The sequence below is a fragment of the Streptomyces sp. NPDC005794 genome, from assembly GCF_042871445.1.
In the GTDB taxonomy this organism is placed as follows: Bacteria; Actinomycetota; Actinomycetes; order Streptomycetales; family Streptomycetaceae; genus Streptomyces.
The window spans coordinates 11,822-27,955 of the sequence record NZ_JBIAIN010000003.1 but is presented as its reverse complement, the minus strand read 5'-3'; the positions used below and the strand labels follow the sequence as shown (position 1 = coordinate 27,955).

Here is a 16,134-nt window from a genome sequence, read left to right as displayed (position 1 = left end):
GCCGACGGAGCGCAGCCGGATACGCACGCGACACGGCAGTCTGGGAACTGGAGGGGCACATGTCTGATCTTCCCCGGAAGGCGGTTACCCGTACCGCGAAGCTGGCAGCACTGCCGCTCGGCTTCGCCGGGCGTGCCACATGGGGTCTGGGCAAGCGGATCGGCGGGAAGTCCGCCGAGATAGTGGCCCGTGAGGTCCAGCAGCGCACGGCCGATCAGCTCTTCAAAGTCCTGGGCGAGTTGAAGGGCGGTGCGATGAAACTCGGGCAGGCCCTGTCCGTCTTCGAATCCGCACTGCCCGAAGATGTCGCGGGCCCCTACCGGGCGGCGCTGACCAAGCTGCAGGAGGCCGCACCTCCCATGCCTGCCCGCACCGTCCACGGGGTGCTGGCGGAGCGGTTGGGCGAGGACTGGCGTGATCTGTTCACCGAGTTCGACGACCGGCCCGCTGCCGCGGCCTCGATCGGGCAGGTCCACCGCGCCGTATGGCATGACGGGCGCGACGTCGCCGTGAAGGTGCAGTACCCGGGCGCCGGTGAGGCGTTGCTTTCGGATCTCACCCAACTCAGCCGCTTCGCACGGCTGCTCGGTCCGCTGGTCCCCGGGATGGACATCAAGCCGCTCATCACGGAACTGCGCGACCGGGTGTCCGAGGAGCTGGACTACGAGCTCGAGGCCCGGGCCCAGCAGGAGCACGCGGCGGAGTTCGAGGACGATCCGGATGTCGTGATCCCGGCGGTGGTGCATCAGTCCGAGCAGGTGCTGGTGACGGAGTGGATCGAGGGAATTCCGCTGTCGGAGGTGATCGCCGACGGTACGACGGAACAGCGGGACCGGGCCGGCCAGTTGCTGGCACGTTTCCTGTTCTCGGGGCCCGCGCGCACCGGTCTGCTGCACGCGGATCCCCATCCGGGCAACTTCCGGCTGCTTTCCCCGGCAGAAGCGACGGATGGGGAGGTGGACGGGCCCGACGGCGATCCCGGCCTGTGGCGCCTGGGAGTTCTGGACTTCGGCACGGTGGACCGCCTTCCGGGCGGTCTGCCACAGACCATCGGAGACGCCCTGCGGATGACGCTGGACAGGGACGCCGACGCCGTCTACTCCATGCTGCGCGAGGCCGGCTTCGTCAAGGAGTCGATCGATCTCGAACCGGACGCCGTACTCGGCTATCTGCTTCCCATCATCGAGCCGGCCCAGGTGGACGAGTTCACCTTCACCCGCTCCTGGCTGCGCAGTCAGGCCGCAAGGATCGCCGATCCGCGCTCCCCTGCGCATCAGTTGGGCAAGCAGCTGAATCTGCCCCCGTCCTACCTGCTGATACACCGCGTGACGCTGAGCACGATCGGGGTGCTGTGCCAGTTGGGCGCGACCGTCCGTCTGCGGGACGAACTGGAGTCCTGGCTGCCGGGCTTCCTCCTGGAGTACGAGCCGGACGAGGAGAGTGCCGACGGCAGCGCCGAGGAGGGTGAAGCGGTCGAGGTATAGGGGCCTGCCCAGGCCCCCCGCCACCCTCCGGTCCTCACCAGCCGGAGTCGCGCCGGCTCTCGACCGCCCGGACAGAGGAGCAGGCGCTGTCCCCGCAGGGGCACCGGCGGGTGGGTACCGGTAGGCAGGAGGTAGTTCGGTGCGACCTTGCCGCATGAGCCTCGACAGCGATCACCGGAAGCGCAGGATCATTCCCTCGCCGGCGTTCCTCACTGCTGCCACGTCCGATCAACGGTCATGGACCGGCGAGCACCGGGTGGTGCGGGCTGCCACCGTCGTCGGGGAGGACGAGTTCAGCCTCCATCCGACCGGATGAATGGCGGACCGGGGAACCCCCGGACAGGAAGCCCCGCAGAACCTCAAGGCCATCGTTCGGCTCCTGGGCGAGATGGACCTCCGTACCGGTGGCCGGCGGGCCGGCGTACGTGCACCTTCACCCGTACGCCGACAAGGCCGGCCCGTCCGGGCCGGCCCTGTCGGAAGGGGAGGGCGGCTGCCTGCGAGGCCGAGCGGTGGCCCGGCAGCCGTGGTGCGCCGTACTGCTGGTGGGACTGTCAGTGCATGACGGCCATGGCCAGCGCACGGCGGGCACGCATCGAGGCACGCTCCGCACGGCGCTGCATCCGCCGGGCGGCCACCAGGCGCACTGCATGGCGCCCCTCCTCGGCCTCCCTCATTCGGTCGTGCATATGCGCACGAGCCAAGGCTTCTGGGATGAGTTGCATCTCGCGGGTCCTGTTCTGACGCGAGTCGTTCGCGCCGATGATGGTGACGTCCGGGGTCGCAGAGCCGACGGGCTCCCTCGTGGTGGTGGTCATTGGTGCCTGATTCCGGGGGTCATGGGTCTGGGGACGGTCGATGGTTCCGATGCGCTTCGTTCGTGTGGGGGACATGACCCCCAGGCCGGCGGTCACGCCGCGACCGGGTTCTTGCGCGGACGGCCACGCGGCCGCTTGCGGGCGACGACGACGCCCTGGACGAAGAGCTCGCCGCCCCAGACGCCCCACGGCTCGCGACGCTCCTTGGCTCCGGCGAGGCAGGCCTCGATCAGCGGGCAGGCCCGGCAGAGGGACTTGGCGTACTCGACATCGGCCGGCGACTCGGCGAAGAAGACCTCCGGGTCGTAGGAACGGCAGGGGACGGGCACGCCGAGGTTCTCGATGGCGTCGTCGAGCGCGGTGAGCGTGGTGAGGGGGAGCAAGGTGGAGTCCTCCGTGAGGCCGGGCGGGGAGATCGTGTCGGAAGGCGGTACGGACGGGGCGTGCGTCTCGAGTTGCACGGTGGCGTTGTCCTCGTCTGGTCGTGCCGGCCTGTTGGCCGGTTGGCGGCTGGTACCAGGTCCTGCTGTCCCGAGGCTCCTTCGTCTCGTCTCATCCGTTCGGACAAAACAAAAGGGCCGCGGATCCCGAGTGGGGTTCCGCGGCCCTGAAGGCGCCGGCCTGATTCCGATCAGGCTGGATCACTCCAGGGTTCAGGCCCACGGAAGGCCCACATCGTGTGGTGCTGCTGCGTCGTCTGCTTCTTGGCTCCGGCACCGGCTGCCGCAAAGGCATAGGCCGAGGCCTGTCCCTTCGCTACTGCTGCTTCCGATGCCCCGGTCGGTCGCTCATTGCGCTCCCGGACGGGCAGGCTCGCCAGGGACAGAGGGCTGACCCCGGAGATACCGGACGCACCGGTGCCACGAAGCGAGAGCTCCGAAGAGCGCGTGAGGCCGAGCGAGCAGGTGGAGACGACCGACGGATCGGTCATTTTGATGGTGTTGATGATGCTGATCACGACAATCGCCTCCTCTCGGCGTCTCAAGGGACCGGCCGGGGCCGATCCTGCGGTATTCGGATAAGTACAGCACGGAGTCAGGGCTTCAGAGAAGTCGCTGTTCCCGTGGTTAAGAACCTATGGTGCTTGCTGCTGCGGGCGCAAACTATTTTTTCGACGAGTTTTCCTCACACGTCGCCGTCGCCCTCCTCCGGCTCCTGACCCACTGCCCGACCTGCGCAGATGGCCAACACGTCGGTCCCGAACCTGGTCAGCTTCCGGTTGCCGACACCGGCGATGACGACGAGCTCGCCCTCGCTGCCCGGCGCCGCCTCGGCGATCGCCATCAGGGTCTTGTCCGTGAAGACGCAGTAGGCGGGCTGGCTGATCTCCTTCGCCCGGTCCGCGCGCCACTCGCGCAGCCGCTCGTACAACCCTTCGTCCATGTCCGAAGGACAGTCCTCGCAGCGCATCAGTTTCATCTCACCGGCTTCGGTGAGTGTCTTGCCGCAGACCCGGCACCGCACCGGGCCCCTCCGGCCGGGCCGCGCCGGCCTCTCCGGGCCTGCGCTGCCCGTACCCGCCCGGGAGCCTCGGTCGATGCCGCCTCCTCCTCCGGTGCTGCCACGCGTGCCGAGCGCGGCCGAGCCGGGCCGCAGCCCGTTCAGGAAGCGGGTCGCCCGGCGGTTCCCCCGGCCGCCCGGCGACCGGGACAGAGCCCAGGACAGAGAAAGGTGGAAGCGGGCCCGGGTGACTCCGACGTACAGCAGCCTGCGTTCCTCCTCGACCTGTTCGTCCGTCTTGGCGTAGGCGATCGGCATCATGCCCTCGGTGAGACCGACGAGGAACGCGGCATCCCACTCCAGGCCCTTCGCCGAGTGCAGTGATGCCAGGGTGACGCCCTGAACCGTGGGGGCGTGCTGGGCGGCGGCCCGCTCGTCGAGCTCGGCCACCAGATCGGAGAGCGTGGCACCCGGCCTGGCCTGTTCGAAGTCCTCGGCCAGTCGCACCAGCGCGGCGAGGGACTCCCAGCGGTCCCGCACCGCTCCTGAGCCGGCGGGCGGCTTGGACGTCCAACCCTTCGTGGAGAGCACCGCCCGCACCTCGGAGGGAAGGTCGTCGGCGCCGTCGAGCAGCGGGTCGTTACCTCCCGCGCGGGCTGCACCGCGCAGGGCGACGCCCGCCTCCCGCACCTCGGGCCGGTCGAAGAAGCGCTCGGCACCGCGGAGCTGGTAGGGGACGCCCGCGTCCGCGAGTGCCTGCTCGTAGACCTCGGACTGTGAATTGACGCGGTACAGCACGGCGATCTCACCGGCCGGGACCCCGGCGGCGATCAGGTCGCGGATCCTGCGTGCGGTGCCCTCCGCCTCCGCGGGCTCGTCCGGATACTCCGTGTAGACGGGCTCGGGGCCCTTGTCCCGCTGCGAGAGCAGCTCCAGCCGGTGTTCGGCAGCCTTGCCCCGCGCCTGGCTCAGCAGACCGTTGGCAAGGTGGACGACCTGGGGTGTCGAGCGGTAGTCCCGCACCAGCTTGACCACCGTCGCACCTGGATGACGGGTGCGGAAGTTGAGCAGGTGGTCGGGGGTGGCACCGGTGAAGGAGTAGATCGTCTGGCCGGCGTCGCCGACGACGCAGAGATCGTCCCGGTCGCCGAGCCAGAGATCGAGGAGCCGCTGCTGGAGCGGGCTGACGTCCTGGTACTCGTCGACGACGAAGTGCTGGTACTGACGGCGCACATGATCGGCGATGTCGTGCCGGTCCTGGAGGATGCCGACGGTGAGCAGCAGCACGTCCTCGAAGTCGATCACCGCCCTGTCACGCTTCAGCTGCTCGTACATCGCGTAGATCTGCGAGAGCTCGGCCGGGTCGCGCGGCGCGTCACGCTGGGTCTTCACGACCGCCGCCGGATAGTCGGCGGGCACGGTCTGGGTGACCTTGGCCCATTCGATCTCGCTGGTGGCGTCGCGCAGCTCGTTGCGGTCGAGCCGGATCCCGCAACGGGCCGCGGCCTCGGCGACCAGCTGGACCTTGCGCTCCACCAGACGCGGCAGCTCACCGCCGACTGCTTTCGGCCAGAAGTACTGGAGTTGGCGCAGGGCGGCGGAGTGGAAGGTCCGGGCCTGGACACCGGTCGCACCGAGCTGACGGAGCCGGCCCCGCATCTCCCCGGCCGCCCGGTTGGTGAACGTGACGGCGAGCACGGTCGTCGGCTGGAGGATCCCGGCACGCACCCCGTAGGCGATGCGGTGGGTGATCGCCCGCGTCTTGCCCGTCCCCGCTCCGGCCAGCACGCACACAGGTCCGCCGAGAGCCAGCGCGACCTCGCGCTGCTCCGGGTCGAGCCCGTCGAGCACGGCGTCCGCGGAGTCAGGGACCTGTGGGAAGAGGGTGGAATGCGTTGCTGCTGTCACCCTGCCATGCTGCCAGGTCGCGAGGGACCGCCGCGGCGGTTGTCCACAGGGGGTGCCGTTCGTCATACCGGCGGGGAGACCGCGGGGAATGGTGGTCAGCTCTCGTACGTTCCTTCCATGCGGGAGCGTGCGCGTGCGTACGGCCCCGCATTCAGCGAGACCGACGAAAACTAAGGAGCGCCGACAACATGCCGGGCACTGTGACGATGTACAGCACCACGTGGTGCGGCTACTGCCGCCGGCTCAAGGGGCAGATGGACCGCGAAGGCATCGCGTACACCGAGGTCAACATCGAGCACGACCCGGACTCGGCAGCTTTCGTCGAGAAGGCCAATGGCGGAAATCAGACAGTTCCGACCGTGCTCTTCGCCGACGGTTCGACGCTGACCAACCCCTCGCTGGCTCAGGTCAAGCAGAAGATCGGCGCCTGACCCGGAACCACGGATACGTACGGCGACGGCCCTGGGCGGAGAGCTCCGGGGCCGTCGCCGTCGTGTCGTCAGTGCTTACGGGGGCCCTTCGCCACCAGCTCGTGCGTGGTTCCGCTTCCCGGGACGGGCCCGGCTCCGCCGCTGATCCGTGTCCGGATCCGCCGCCGAGCTTCGTCCCCCATGAAGACGGGAGCACCGGCACATCCCTCGGGCATGGTGGCGTCCGGGCATGCGGCCCGGCCGTGGGCATCACCGCGACACCCAGGTCACCGAGGACGGTTCACCCGTCGGCGAAGTCCGTCGTGAGGAGCTTCTCGGCGCTCATCTGCTCATCTGCTCATCACGGTTCGCACAACTCGGTCCGCAGCGTGAACGCGCCCAGGTCGTAGCGCGTCACCTCCGCCACCGTCACGAGGTACTGCCTGATGACCTCGGCGTCGGGCGTGGAGTCGACCAGGTCGTTGAACCAGGAGGCCGCTCCCGTCAGCCGGCGTTGCCCGGCCTCGGGAGCGGCTTGCCGTACCAGAGCTCGATGAGGCGTGCCGCGATCGAGACGCCGAACGGTGGCAGCACCTCGCCCGAGTCGAAGGCGGCCGTCAGGTCCTCGCGGGAGAACCAGCGGGCCTCCTCGATCTCCTCGCCGTCCACGTTGATCTCGAAGGACGTGGCGCGCGCCATGAATCCGAGCATCAGGCTGGACGGGAACGGCCAGGGCTGGCTGGCGATGTACTCGACCTCGCCGACGGTTACTCCCGCCTCCTCGAACACCTCGCGGGCCACGGACTGCTCGATCGACTCCCCCGGCTCGACGAAACCGGCGAGGGTCGAGAAGCGGCCCTCGGGCCAGTGGACCTGGCGTCCCAGCAGGGCACGGTCCTGGTCGTCCGTGACCAGCATGATCACCGCGGGGTCGGTCCGCGGGTAGTGCTCCGCCCCGCAGGCCTGGCAGCGGCGGATGTGCCCGGCCGCCGCGATGACGGTGCGCTCACCGCAGCGTGAGCAGAAGCGGTGCAGCCGCTGCCAGTTCTCCAGGGCCACGGCGTGCACCATCAGACCGGCGTCGCGCGGGCCGAGGAGCAGGCCGGCCTCGCGCAGGCCGGCGGGCCGTGCGGACTGGTCCATGCGGCCCGGAAGGGAGTCCTTCTGGAGCGCGAAGTAGCGTACGCCGTCCTCGTCGGTGCCCAGGAAGTAGCGGTGGGTCTCGGTGACCGGCGCCTCGAAGGCGGGCGTCATGACGAGCTCGGTACCGCCGTCGGGGGTGTCGTCGATGAGTGCCTGGCCCCCGGAGACGACGAAGACTCTGGTCGTCGGGTGGCTCCAGGCCGCGGCGAGCCAGGCCTCGTCGAGCCGGTGGTGCGCGGCGCGGTCGATGCCGCTGGGCGCGGTGAGACCGATCGGACGGTCTGCGGTGGCGTTGTCGAAGGTGCTCACAGGTGCTTCCTACTCCCCCGGGGGTGGATCGGGCGTACAGAGATTCAGCGCAGTGCGTCGGCCAGCTCGCCCCACAGATGGGCGGTGGTCTCCACGCCCTTGAGGAGGAGGTCGAGCTCGACCTTCTCGTCGGGGCCGTGCCAGCCGTCGGACGGTACGGAGATGCCGAGGAAGAGAACGGGTGCGCCGAGCACGTCCTGCAGGTCGGCGGCGGGGCCCGAGCCTCCCTCACGGGTGAAGAGGATCTTCGTCCCGAAGGCCCGTCCCATGGCACGGGCCACCGCCTGGAGGGCGGGATGGTCCAGAGGCGTCAGACAGGGGCGCGTTGCGGGCGCGAAGGTGATCCGGTGGCGCACACCGGCCGGGATCCGGGCCTCGGCCCAGGTGCGTACCGCTTCCTGGATCCGCTCCGGGTCCTGGCCCGCGACCAGCCGGAAGCTCAGCTTCACCAGGGCGGACGAGGGGATGACGGTCTTGCTGCCCGCGCCCTGGTAGCCGCCGCCGATGCCGTTGACCTCGGCGGTGGGGCGGGCCCAGACGCGCTCCAGCGTGGAGTAGCCGGCCTCGCCCGCGGTGGCCTGCGAGGCGGCCGTGCGCAGCCAGGTGTCCTCGTCGAAGGGCAGTTCGGCGAAGAGGGCCCGTTCGGTCTCGGTGAGTTCGGTGACCCCGTCGTAGAAGCCGGGGACCGCGACCCTGCCGTCCGTGTCGTGGAGAGCGGCGACGAGGCGGGCGAGGGCGGTCGCGGGGTTGGGGACGGCGCCGCCGAAGGACCCGGAATGGATGTCCTGGGCCGGGCCGTGCAGCTCGATCTCGCATTCGGCGAGGCCGCGCATGCCGGTGCAGACGGTGGGGGTGTTCTCGTCCCACATGCCGGTGTCGGACACGATCACGACGTCGGCCGCGAGGCGGGCTGCCCGCTCTTCGGCCAGTGCGCGGAAGTGCGGCGAGCCGGACTCCTCCTCACCCTCGACCAGGAGCTTGAGGTGTACGGCGGGGGTCACGCGACCGGTCGCGGCGAGATGGGCACGGACGCCGAGCGTGTGGAAGAACACCTGGCCCTTGTCGTCGGCCGCGCCGCGTCCGTACATCCTGCCGTCGCGGATGACCGGTTCGAACGGGTCGCTGCTCCAGCCGTCCTCGGGGGCGGCGGGCTGCACGTCGTGGTGGCCGTAGACCAGGACGACGGGGGCGTCCGGATCGTCCGACGGCCACTCGGCGAAGACGGCGGGGGCGCCGGGTGTCTCCCAGATCTCGGTGACGGGGAACCCGGTCTCGGCCAGCTTGCCGGACAGCCATTCGGCGCTGCGCCGTACGTCTCCGTCGTGCTCCGGCTGGGCGGAGACGGACGGGATGCGCAGCCACTCGGCGAGGTCCTCGAGGAAGGCCGCGCGGTGCTGCCCGGTGTACGTACGGACGGCGCTGTCCGGGGTGTCGCTCATGCTTATGAGCCTATCGGCCCTGCGGAGGTGGATCGTCCAGCAGGAGCTTTTCCAGCTCCTCCCTGCCCGGCAGCCCGGCGGGGTGGGACGTCTCCCCGGTGCGTACGTACAGAAAGGTCGCGGTGACCGCTTCCAGAGGCAGACCGTGCAGTTCGGCCCAGGCCAGGCGGTAGACGGCGAGCTGGAGAGGGTCAGCCGTGCGGTGCCGGCTGGTCTTCCAGTCGACGATCTCGTACGTGTCGCCCGTGCGGTAGACCGCGTCGATCCGGCCGCGGATCACCCGGCCCCCGAGCGTGATCTGGAACGGGGTCTCGACGCGGTACGGAGTGCGCCGGGCGTACGCGGTGCGCTCGAAGGCCTCCTTGAGCTCGGCGAGGTCGCGTTCGTCAGCGATGTCCGCGTCGCTCCCGTCGCCCCCGGGGAGTTCGTCCGGGCCGAGCATGGGCAGCGGGAGCTCCTCGAACCGGGATTCCACCCAGGCGTGGAAGCGGGTCCCCCTGCGGGCGGCGGGCTGCGGGGGGCGGGGCATGGGACGGGCGAGCTCCCGCGCGAACCCCTCCGGGTCGTCGGCGAGGTGCAGCAGCTGGGTGGCGGAGAGCGTGGCGGGTACGACGACGTCCCGGACGGTCGCGCGGGCGCGGCGCAGCTCACCGGCGAGGGCGTCGAGGTCACGGTCCCAGGAGGCGAGGGTGCGGGACTCCTCCGGGGTGAGGTCCGCGTCCGCCGGGAGGCGGGCGGCGGGAACGTGCGGGACGGGAGCGTGCGGGACGGGAGCGTGCGGGACGGGAGCGTGCGGGACGGGAGCGGCCGGACCGGCGTGCGGGCCGGGCTCGCCGTCCGGGAACGGATCATCGTACGGGGCGTCGGTCTCCGCGTAGGACGGCTCCTCAGGCGCCTCAGGCTCGTCGCCGTACGGCGGCTCGTCCTCGTACGGCGGCTCCTCGTCGAACGGAGGCTCCGGGGCGTGCGAGGGCTCCTCGTACGCGTCGGGCACAGGCGTGGCCGCGAGGGCCTCCAGGTGGGCCAGCACCGTGTCCCGGGCTGCGCGGCGGCGGGCCATGGCCGCGTCGTCGAGCGGGAGGGGCCATGCCTGGTCGGCGTCGTTCTCCTCGAGTGCCGGGTTCTCCTCGTCCTCCCCGGGCGCGTCCTCCCAGACCTCGATCTCGCCGTACCCCGCCGCGCAGTGCTCGTACAGCGCGTCCAGGAAGGCGGACGGGCCGCGGGGCTTCTTCTGGGACGGGCCCCACCAGTGGCCGGAGCCGAGCAGCAGGCTGCGGGGGCGGGTGAAGGTGACGTAGCCGAGACGGAGTTCCTCGGTGTGCTGATGCCCCTTCATCTCCTCCTTGAACGCCTTGATGCCCTTGGCGTCGAAGGAGTGGAGCGTGGGGAGCGTGGCCGCGTCGCCGCGCAGGGCGTGCGGGAGGACCTGTGACTGCGAGGTCCACGCGTCCCGGGACTGCGTACTGGGGAACTGGCCGCCGACGAGGCCCGGGACGGCGACGACGTCCCATTCCAGGCCCTTGGACTTGTGGGCGGTGAGGACCTTCACCGTGTTCTCGCCGCCGGGCAGGGCGTTGTCCAGGCCCTTCTCGTACTGCGCGGCGGTGCGCAGGAAGCCGAGGAAGGCGAGCAGGCTCGCCTCCCCGTCCACTGCGGCGAAGCCGGCCGCGACGTCCAGGAAGTTGGCGAGGGTCTCGCGGCGGCGTGCGGCCAGGGCGTGCGGCGACGCGGAGAGTTCCACTTCGAGGCCGGTGGTCGCGAGGACGCGGTGCAGTACGTCCATGAGGGGGTCGGCCAGTGAGCGGCGGAGGTCGCGGAGCTCGGTGGCGAGGCGGGCGAACCGGACGCGCGCCTCGGCGGAGAAGGGCAGCTGGTCGTCCTCTGACCCGCCGGACTCCAGGAAGGTGTCGAGGGCGTCGGCGAGCGAGATCACCTCGGCGGGGTCGATGCCCTCGACCGCTTCGGCCAGACGCCGGTCCGGGTCGACGTCGTCGTCACCGGGGGCGGAGCGGTGGACGAGCAGGCGGGCGCGACGTCCCAGGAGTGCGAGGTCCCGGGGGCCGATGCGCCAGCGTGGTCCGGTGAGCAGCCGGACCAGGGAGGCGTTGGCCCCGGGGTCCTGGAGGACCTCGCAGACGGCGACGAGGTCGGCGACCTCGGGGAGGTGCAGCAGGCCGGACAGGCCGACGACCTCGACCGGGATGTCCCGGGCGACGAGGGCGGCCTGGATGCGGGGGAAATCACCCGCTGTCCGGCACAGGACGGCGATCTCCCCGGGCGCCGTGCCGGTCCGTACGAGGTGGGCGAGCGAGTCGCCGAGCCAGTCGATCTCCTCGGCGTGTGTGCGCAGGAGGGCGCACCGGACCGCGCCGTCCCTCTCGGCTCCGGGCGCGGGGCGCAGTGCCTCGACTCCCTCGTGCATGGCACGCAGGGGTTCCGCGAGGCCGTTGGCGAGATGGAGGAGACGGCCTCCGCTGCGGCGGTTCTCGCTGAGGGAGTAGCGGGTGGCCGGGGTGCCGTCGGCGTGCGGGAAGTGGTGCGGGAAGTCGTCGAGGTTGGCCACGGAGGCGCCGCGCCACCCGTAGATCGCCTGGCAGGGGTCGCCGACCGCGGTGACCGCGTGGCCTGCCGTACCGCTCCCGCCTGCCGTGCCGCTCCCGCCTGCCGTGCCTTTCCCTCCTCCCCCGCCGAACAGGGCGGCCAGGAGCAGCCGCTGGGCCACGGAGGTGTCCTGGTACTCGTCGAGCAGGACGACCCGGAATTCGTCGCGCAGGATGGTGCCGACCTCGGGCCGGGTGAGGGCCAGCTCGGCGGAGAGCGCGATCTGGTCGCCGAAGTCGAGGAGGTCGCGGCTGCGCTTGGCCGCCCGGTAGCGCCGGGTCAGCTCGAGGAGCTCGCGGCGGGCCCCCGCCGTCTCGGGGAGCTTGCGCAGCTCGGCGTTGGTGAGCCTGGCCGTCTCCAGCGTGTGGAGCAGCTCGGTGTCGTGCTCCGCGAGCTGTTCGGGCCGTACGAGGTGTTCGGCGAGCTCCGCGTCCAGGGCCAGCAGGTCGCTGACGAGGGTGGGGAAGGACCGGGTCAGCGCCGGATAGGGGCCGGGCGCCTCGCGCAGCACCCGGGCGGCGAGCTGGTAGCGGGTGGCGTCGGCGAGGAGCCGGGTGGTGGGTTCGAGGCCGATCCGCAGTCCGTGGTCGGTGAGGAGCCGCCCGGCGAAGGCGTGGTAGGTGGAGATGCTGGGCTCGCCCGGGGGGTTGTCCGGGTCGATGACGTCCGGGTCGGTGACCCCGGCCGCGACGAGGGCCTTGCGGACTCGCTCGGCCAGCTCACCGGCGGCCTTGTTCGTGAACGTCAGGCCGAGGACCTGCTCCGGGGCCACCTGTCCGGTCCCGACCAGCCACACCACCCGGGCGGCCATCACGGTGGTCTTCCCCGAGCCGGCTCCGGCCACGATCACCTGCGGAGCGGGCGGCGCGGTGATGCAGGCCGTCTGCTCCGGGGTGAAGGGGATCCCGAGGAGCTCCTTGAGCTGCTCGGGATCGTCGATACGGGAGGACACTCCAAAGAGGCTAACCGGACGCACCGACAACGCGGTCCCCCACGGATTCCCCCCTAACGGTCATTCGATGATCTGACGGCCTTCGGGCTGCGCGCTGCACGATGCCTTGAAGGCGCAGTGGGTGCAGTGCTGGCCGGTCGTCGGGGTAAACCGTTCGTCCAGGACCCGGCCGGCCGCCGTGGCCAGCAGGTCCGAGACCCATTCCCCGGAGAGGGGTTCCTGCGCCTGCACCTTGGGAAGGGCTTCGCCGCCCTCCTTCTTCGGGGCGGGCTGGCGCAGCTGTACGAGTTCGGCGCCTCCCGGTTCCGGACGGTGGCCGTCGAAGACCTCGTCGACGGCGCCTTCCCTGACGGCCAGCTGGTACACGGCGAGCTGGGGGTGGGAGGCCACCTCGTCCTTGGTGGGCGCTCCCTTGCCGGTCTTGAAGTCGACGACGTACGCCCGGCCCTCTGCGTCCTGTTCGACGCGGTCCATGGAGCCCCGGATGCGCACGGCGTACTCGCCGGCTTCGAGGGTGACGTCGAAGTCGTGCTCGCTGGCGGCGGGGGTGCGGCCGGTGCGGTCCATGACGTGCCAGCGCAGGAAGCGCTCCAGGGCGACGCGTGCCTGGTCCTTCTCCTGCTGTGACTTCCACGGGGCGTCGAAGACCAGGCCGTCCCACACGGAGTCGAGGCGTTCCATCAGGACGTCCAGGTCGGCGGGGGTACGCCCGGACGCCACCTCGTCGGCGAGCACATGGACCACGTTGCCGAAGCCCTGTGCCGCCGTCGCCGGGGCATCGGCCTTCACCTCGCGGCCCAGGAACCACTGGAGGGCGCAGCTGTTGGCGAGCTGGTCGAGCGCGCTCCCGGAGAGCGCGACGGGATGGTCCCGGTCACGCAGCGGGACCTCGGAGCGGGTCGGTTCGTTCAGCCCCCACCAGCGGTACGGGTGCGCCGCGGGAACCAGCGGCCGGCCTTCGTCGTCGGTGAGCGCCGCGAGCCGGGCGAGCCGGCGTGCGGCGGCGTCGCGCAGGGCTTCCGAGGCGGCGGGGTCGACGGTCGTCGCCCGGAGCTCGGCGACGAGCGAGGCCACCGCGAGCGGGCGGCGGGGGCGTCCGGTGACGTCCCGGGGCTCGACACCGAGCTCGGTGAGGAAGCGGGAGGGCTGGTCGCCGTCGTCGGCGGGGGCCTTGACGGCGGTGACGACGAGACGTTCACGGGCCCGGGTCGCGGCGACGTAGAACAGGCGGCGTTCCTCGGCCAGGAGCGCCCCCGGGGTGAGCGGTTCCGCCAGGCCGTCGCGCCCGATCCGGTCCGCCTCCAGGAGCGATCCCCGGCGGCGCAGGTCGGGCCAGAGGCCCTCCTGCACCCCGGCGACGACCACCAGGCGCCATTCGAGGCCCTTGGAGCGGTGCGCGGTCATCAGACGTACGGCGTCGGGGCGTACGGCGCGCCGGGACAGGGTGTCGGCGGCGATGTCCTGGGCGTCGACCTCCTCCAGGAAGTTGAGCGCGCCGCGTCCCCCGGTGCGGTCCTCGGCCCGTGCCGCACTGTCGAAGAGGGCGCATACGGCGTCGAGGTCCCGGTCGGCGTTCCGGCCGCCCGCGCCGCCGCGCAGTGCCGCCCGCTCGAGACGGCCGGGCCAGGGGGTGCCCTTCCACAGGGTCCACAGGGCCTCTTCGGCGGTCCCCCCGCCCTCGAGGAGTTCACGGGCGTCACGCAGGAGCGCGCCGAGCCGCTGGGCTCCGCGGGCGTACGCCGGATCGTGCGTGACCAGGCGCTCGGGCTCGGAGAGTGCGCGGGCCAGCAGTTCCCCGGACGGCGGCGGTACGCGGTTCCCGGCGGCCCGCTCCTCGTCGCGCAGGGCGCGGCCCAGACGGCGCAGGTCGGCGGCGTCCATGGAGCCGAGGGGGGAGGTGAGCAGGGCGAGTGCGGTCTCGGTGTCGAGCCGGCCTGGTGCTGCCGTGTCGCTTCCCCTCCTCTCCTCCACGTGTTCCTCTGCTTCCTCGTCCTCTGCTTCCTCGTCCTCTGCTTCCTCGTCCCCCGTTTCCTCGGGCACGGAGGGGAGGACCTCCTCGGCGTCCTCGGCCGCGGTGGTGTACAGGGCCGCCGTGGCGACGGCGCGCAGGGCGGTCAGGAGCGGGGCGACCGCCGGTTCGTGGCGCAGTGGGAGATCGTCGCCGTCGACCTCCAGAGGGACTCCGGCGGAGGTGAGCGCCCGGCGCACAGCTGGGATCGAACGGCCGCCGGCGCGTACGAGGACCGCCATGTCCCGCCAGGGCACCCCCTCTTCCAGGTGCGCGCGCCGGAGCAGATCGGCGATGTTCTCCAGCTCGGTGGACGGAGTCGGATAGGTGTAGGTCTCGACGCGGCCGCCCGGGCGCACGGCGGACAGCTCGCGGTGGGCGCGGACCTTGTCCGAGGGCAGGCGGGTGAGCGGCATCCGGCGGGTGAGCAGCCGGGTCGCTTCGAGCAGGTGTGCGCCGGAGCGGCGTGAGGTGGTGAGGACCCCGACGGGGGTGGGCGCGCCGTCGGCCCGGCGGAAGGTGTCGGGGAAGTCGAGGATGCCGTTCACGTCGGCGCCCCGGAAGGCGTAGATCGACTGGTCGGGGTCGCCGAAGGCGATCAGCGTCCGGCCGCCGCCGGTGCCCGGCGCGGAACTCCCCTGGTTCCCGGCCAGGGCGTGCAGCAGCCGTACCTGGGCGGGGTCCGTGTCCTGGTACTCGTCGACGAGGACCGCGTCGTAGCTCCGGGCCAGCGCCGCCGCCACCTCCGGCCGTTCGGCGAGCAGGACCGCCCGGTGGACCAGTTCCGCGTAGTCGAGGACCCCTTGGGCGTCGAGGACGTCCAGGTACTCGGCGAGGAACTGGGCGGCGGCGCTCCAGTCCGGGCGCCCGGTGCGGCGGGCGAAGGCGGCCAGCGCGTCCGGGCCGAGGCCCAGTTCACGGCTGCGGGCCAGCACCGCCCGCACCTCGTCGGCGAAGCCACGGGTGGTCAGACAGGCCCGGAGCTCGTCGGGCCAGCGGACGTGTGCCAGCCCTGCCCGCTCCAGGCCGAGCTGGCCGGCCAGGAGTTCGCGGACGGTGACGTCCTGCTCGGGCCCGGAGAGCAGGCGCAGCGGATCCGCGAAGAGGTCGGCGTCCTGGTGGGCACGGACCAGGGCGTAGCAGTACGAGTGGAAGGTGGTGGCCTGCGGGCCCCGGGTGCCGCCGAGCCGGGCGGCCATCCGGTCGCGCAGTTCGACCGCCGCCTTGCGGCTGAAGGTGAGGACCAGGATGCGGGCGGGGTCGGTCCCCCGGGCCACGCGCTGGGCGACCGCCTCCACCAGGGTCGTGCTCTTGCCGGTACCGGGTCCGGCGAGGACCAGCAACGGGCCGTCCCGGTGGTCAACCACCGCGCGCTGCGGTGCGTCCAGAAGAGGGGGTTCCACGGAGCCCGGCGGTGTGCGCACCAGCCGGTACGCGCCCGGGGCCCGCCGCCGTGCCTGACGGTGCGGGCCGTTCCGGGTGGTGAAAGGGGAGCTCACGTGGATCGCCGGTCCTGGTGGGTGTACTCGGTCTGCGCGGTGGCCGGCCATGGGGGTGACGGCCCGGGTGTGACATCTGCTGGTGACGGACTGTGCTGAAGGCCGGTGCGAAGGCCGGTCGTG

Annotated in this window: 11 protein-coding genes; 3 read left to right on the top strand and 8 right to left on the bottom strand. The window is 71.6% G+C overall.

All coding sequences use genetic code 11. From position 1 onward, the window contains the following. Positions 1–59 precede the first annotated feature (59 nt). The gene (locus tag ACFYQ5_RS04825; RefSeq protein WP_389193185.1) at positions 60–1,484 is read left to right on the top strand and encodes an ABC1 kinase family protein; all 1,425 of its coding nucleotides are present in this window, start codon (positions 60–62) and stop codon (positions 1,482–1,484) included. Between the two features lie 154 nt (positions 1,485–1,638). Next, positions 1,639–1,800, top strand: coding sequence for a hypothetical protein (locus ACFYQ5_RS04820; protein WP_389193182.1), 162 nt, complete (start codon positions 1,639–1,641; stop codon positions 1,798–1,800). A gap of 238 nt (positions 1,801–2,038) precedes the next feature. Here ACFYQ5_RS04820 and ACFYQ5_RS04815 read toward each other — a convergent pair whose 3' ends face one another. From ACFYQ5_RS04815 to ACFYQ5_RS04800, 4 genes are all read right to left on the bottom strand, one after another. Next, positions 2,039–2,398, bottom strand: a complete 360-nt coding sequence (locus ACFYQ5_RS04815; RefSeq protein WP_389193179.1) for a hypothetical protein — start codon at positions 2,396–2,398, stop codon at positions 2,039–2,041. Then, the gene (locus ACFYQ5_RS04810) at positions 2,395–2,763 is read right to left on the bottom strand and encodes a WhiB family transcriptional regulator (RefSeq protein ID WP_389193176.1); all 369 of its coding nucleotides are present in this window, start codon (positions 2,761–2,763) and stop codon (positions 2,395–2,397) included. Before ACFYQ5_RS04810 ends, ACFYQ5_RS04815 begins: the two co-directional genes overlap by 4 nt. A gap of 170 nt (positions 2,764–2,933) precedes the next feature. Further along, positions 2,934–3,260, bottom strand: a complete 327-nt coding sequence (locus tag ACFYQ5_RS04805; protein WP_389193173.1) for a hypothetical protein — start codon at positions 3,258–3,260, stop codon at positions 2,934–2,936. Between the two features lie 167 nt (positions 3,261–3,427). Next, positions 3,428–5,650 (bottom strand): ATP-dependent DNA helicase UvrD2, encoded by a 2,223-nt coding sequence (locus tag ACFYQ5_RS04800; RefSeq protein ID WP_389193170.1) that lies wholly within the window; start codon positions 5,648–5,650, stop codon positions 3,428–3,430. A gap of 188 nt (positions 5,651–5,838) precedes the next feature. On the opposite strand from ACFYQ5_RS04800, the gene ACFYQ5_RS04795 reads away from it, so the two are divergent. Continuing rightward, positions 5,839–6,081 carry a mycoredoxin gene (locus ACFYQ5_RS04795; protein WP_389193167.1) on the top strand — a complete coding sequence of 81 codons (243 nt, stop codon included), beginning with the start codon at positions 5,839–5,841 and terminating at the stop codon, positions 6,079–6,081. Positions 6,082–6,564: 483 nt separating this feature from the next. Here the strand turns inward: ACFYQ5_RS04795 and nudC are convergent, their stop codons facing one another. Genes nudC through ACFYQ5_RS04775 form a run of 4 tightly spaced genes read right to left on the bottom strand, consistent with a single transcriptional unit; the run spans position 6,565 to position 16,011 of the window. Continuing rightward, on the bottom strand, positions 6,565–7,512 hold the full coding sequence (gene nudC / locus ACFYQ5_RS04790) for an NAD(+) diphosphatase (protein ID WP_389193164.1): 948 nt from the start codon (positions 7,510–7,512) through the stop codon (positions 6,565–6,567). A gap of 44 nt (positions 7,513–7,556) precedes the next feature. Further along, on the bottom strand, positions 7,557–8,951 hold the full coding sequence (locus ACFYQ5_RS04785) for a dipeptidase (protein ID WP_389193162.1): 1,395 nt from the start codon (positions 8,949–8,951) through the stop codon (positions 7,557–7,559). A 10-nt stretch (positions 8,952–8,961) separates the two neighbouring features. Beyond that, a complete protein-coding gene (locus tag ACFYQ5_RS04780) occupies positions 8,962–12,504 on the bottom strand; it encodes a UvrD-helicase domain-containing protein (RefSeq protein ID WP_389193159.1) in 3,543 nt (1,180 codons plus the stop codon). Positions 12,505–12,564: 60 nt separating this feature from the next. Further along, positions 12,565–16,011, bottom strand: coding sequence for an ATP-dependent helicase (locus tag ACFYQ5_RS04775; RefSeq protein WP_389193157.1), 3,447 nt, complete (start codon positions 16,009–16,011; stop codon positions 12,565–12,567). Positions 16,012–16,134: the final 123 nt, after the last annotated feature.

Excerpts from the sequence above, each read along its gene's own strand:
- ACFYQ5_RS04795 (WP_389193167.1), top strand. The coding sequence starts at position 5,839 with ATGCCGGGCACTGTGACGATGTACAGCACCACGTGGTGCGGCTACTGC.
- ACFYQ5_RS04785 (WP_389193162.1), bottom strand. The coding sequence starts at position 8,951 with ATGAGCGACACCCCGGACAGCGCCGTCCGTACGTACACCGGGCAGCAC.
- ACFYQ5_RS04825 (WP_389193185.1), top strand. The coding sequence starts at position 60 with ATGTCTGATCTTCCCCGGAAGGCGGTTACCCGTACCGCGAAGCTGGCA.
- ACFYQ5_RS04820 (WP_389193182.1), top strand. The coding sequence starts at position 1,639 with ATGAGCCTCGACAGCGATCACCGGAAGCGCAGGATCATTCCCTCGCCG.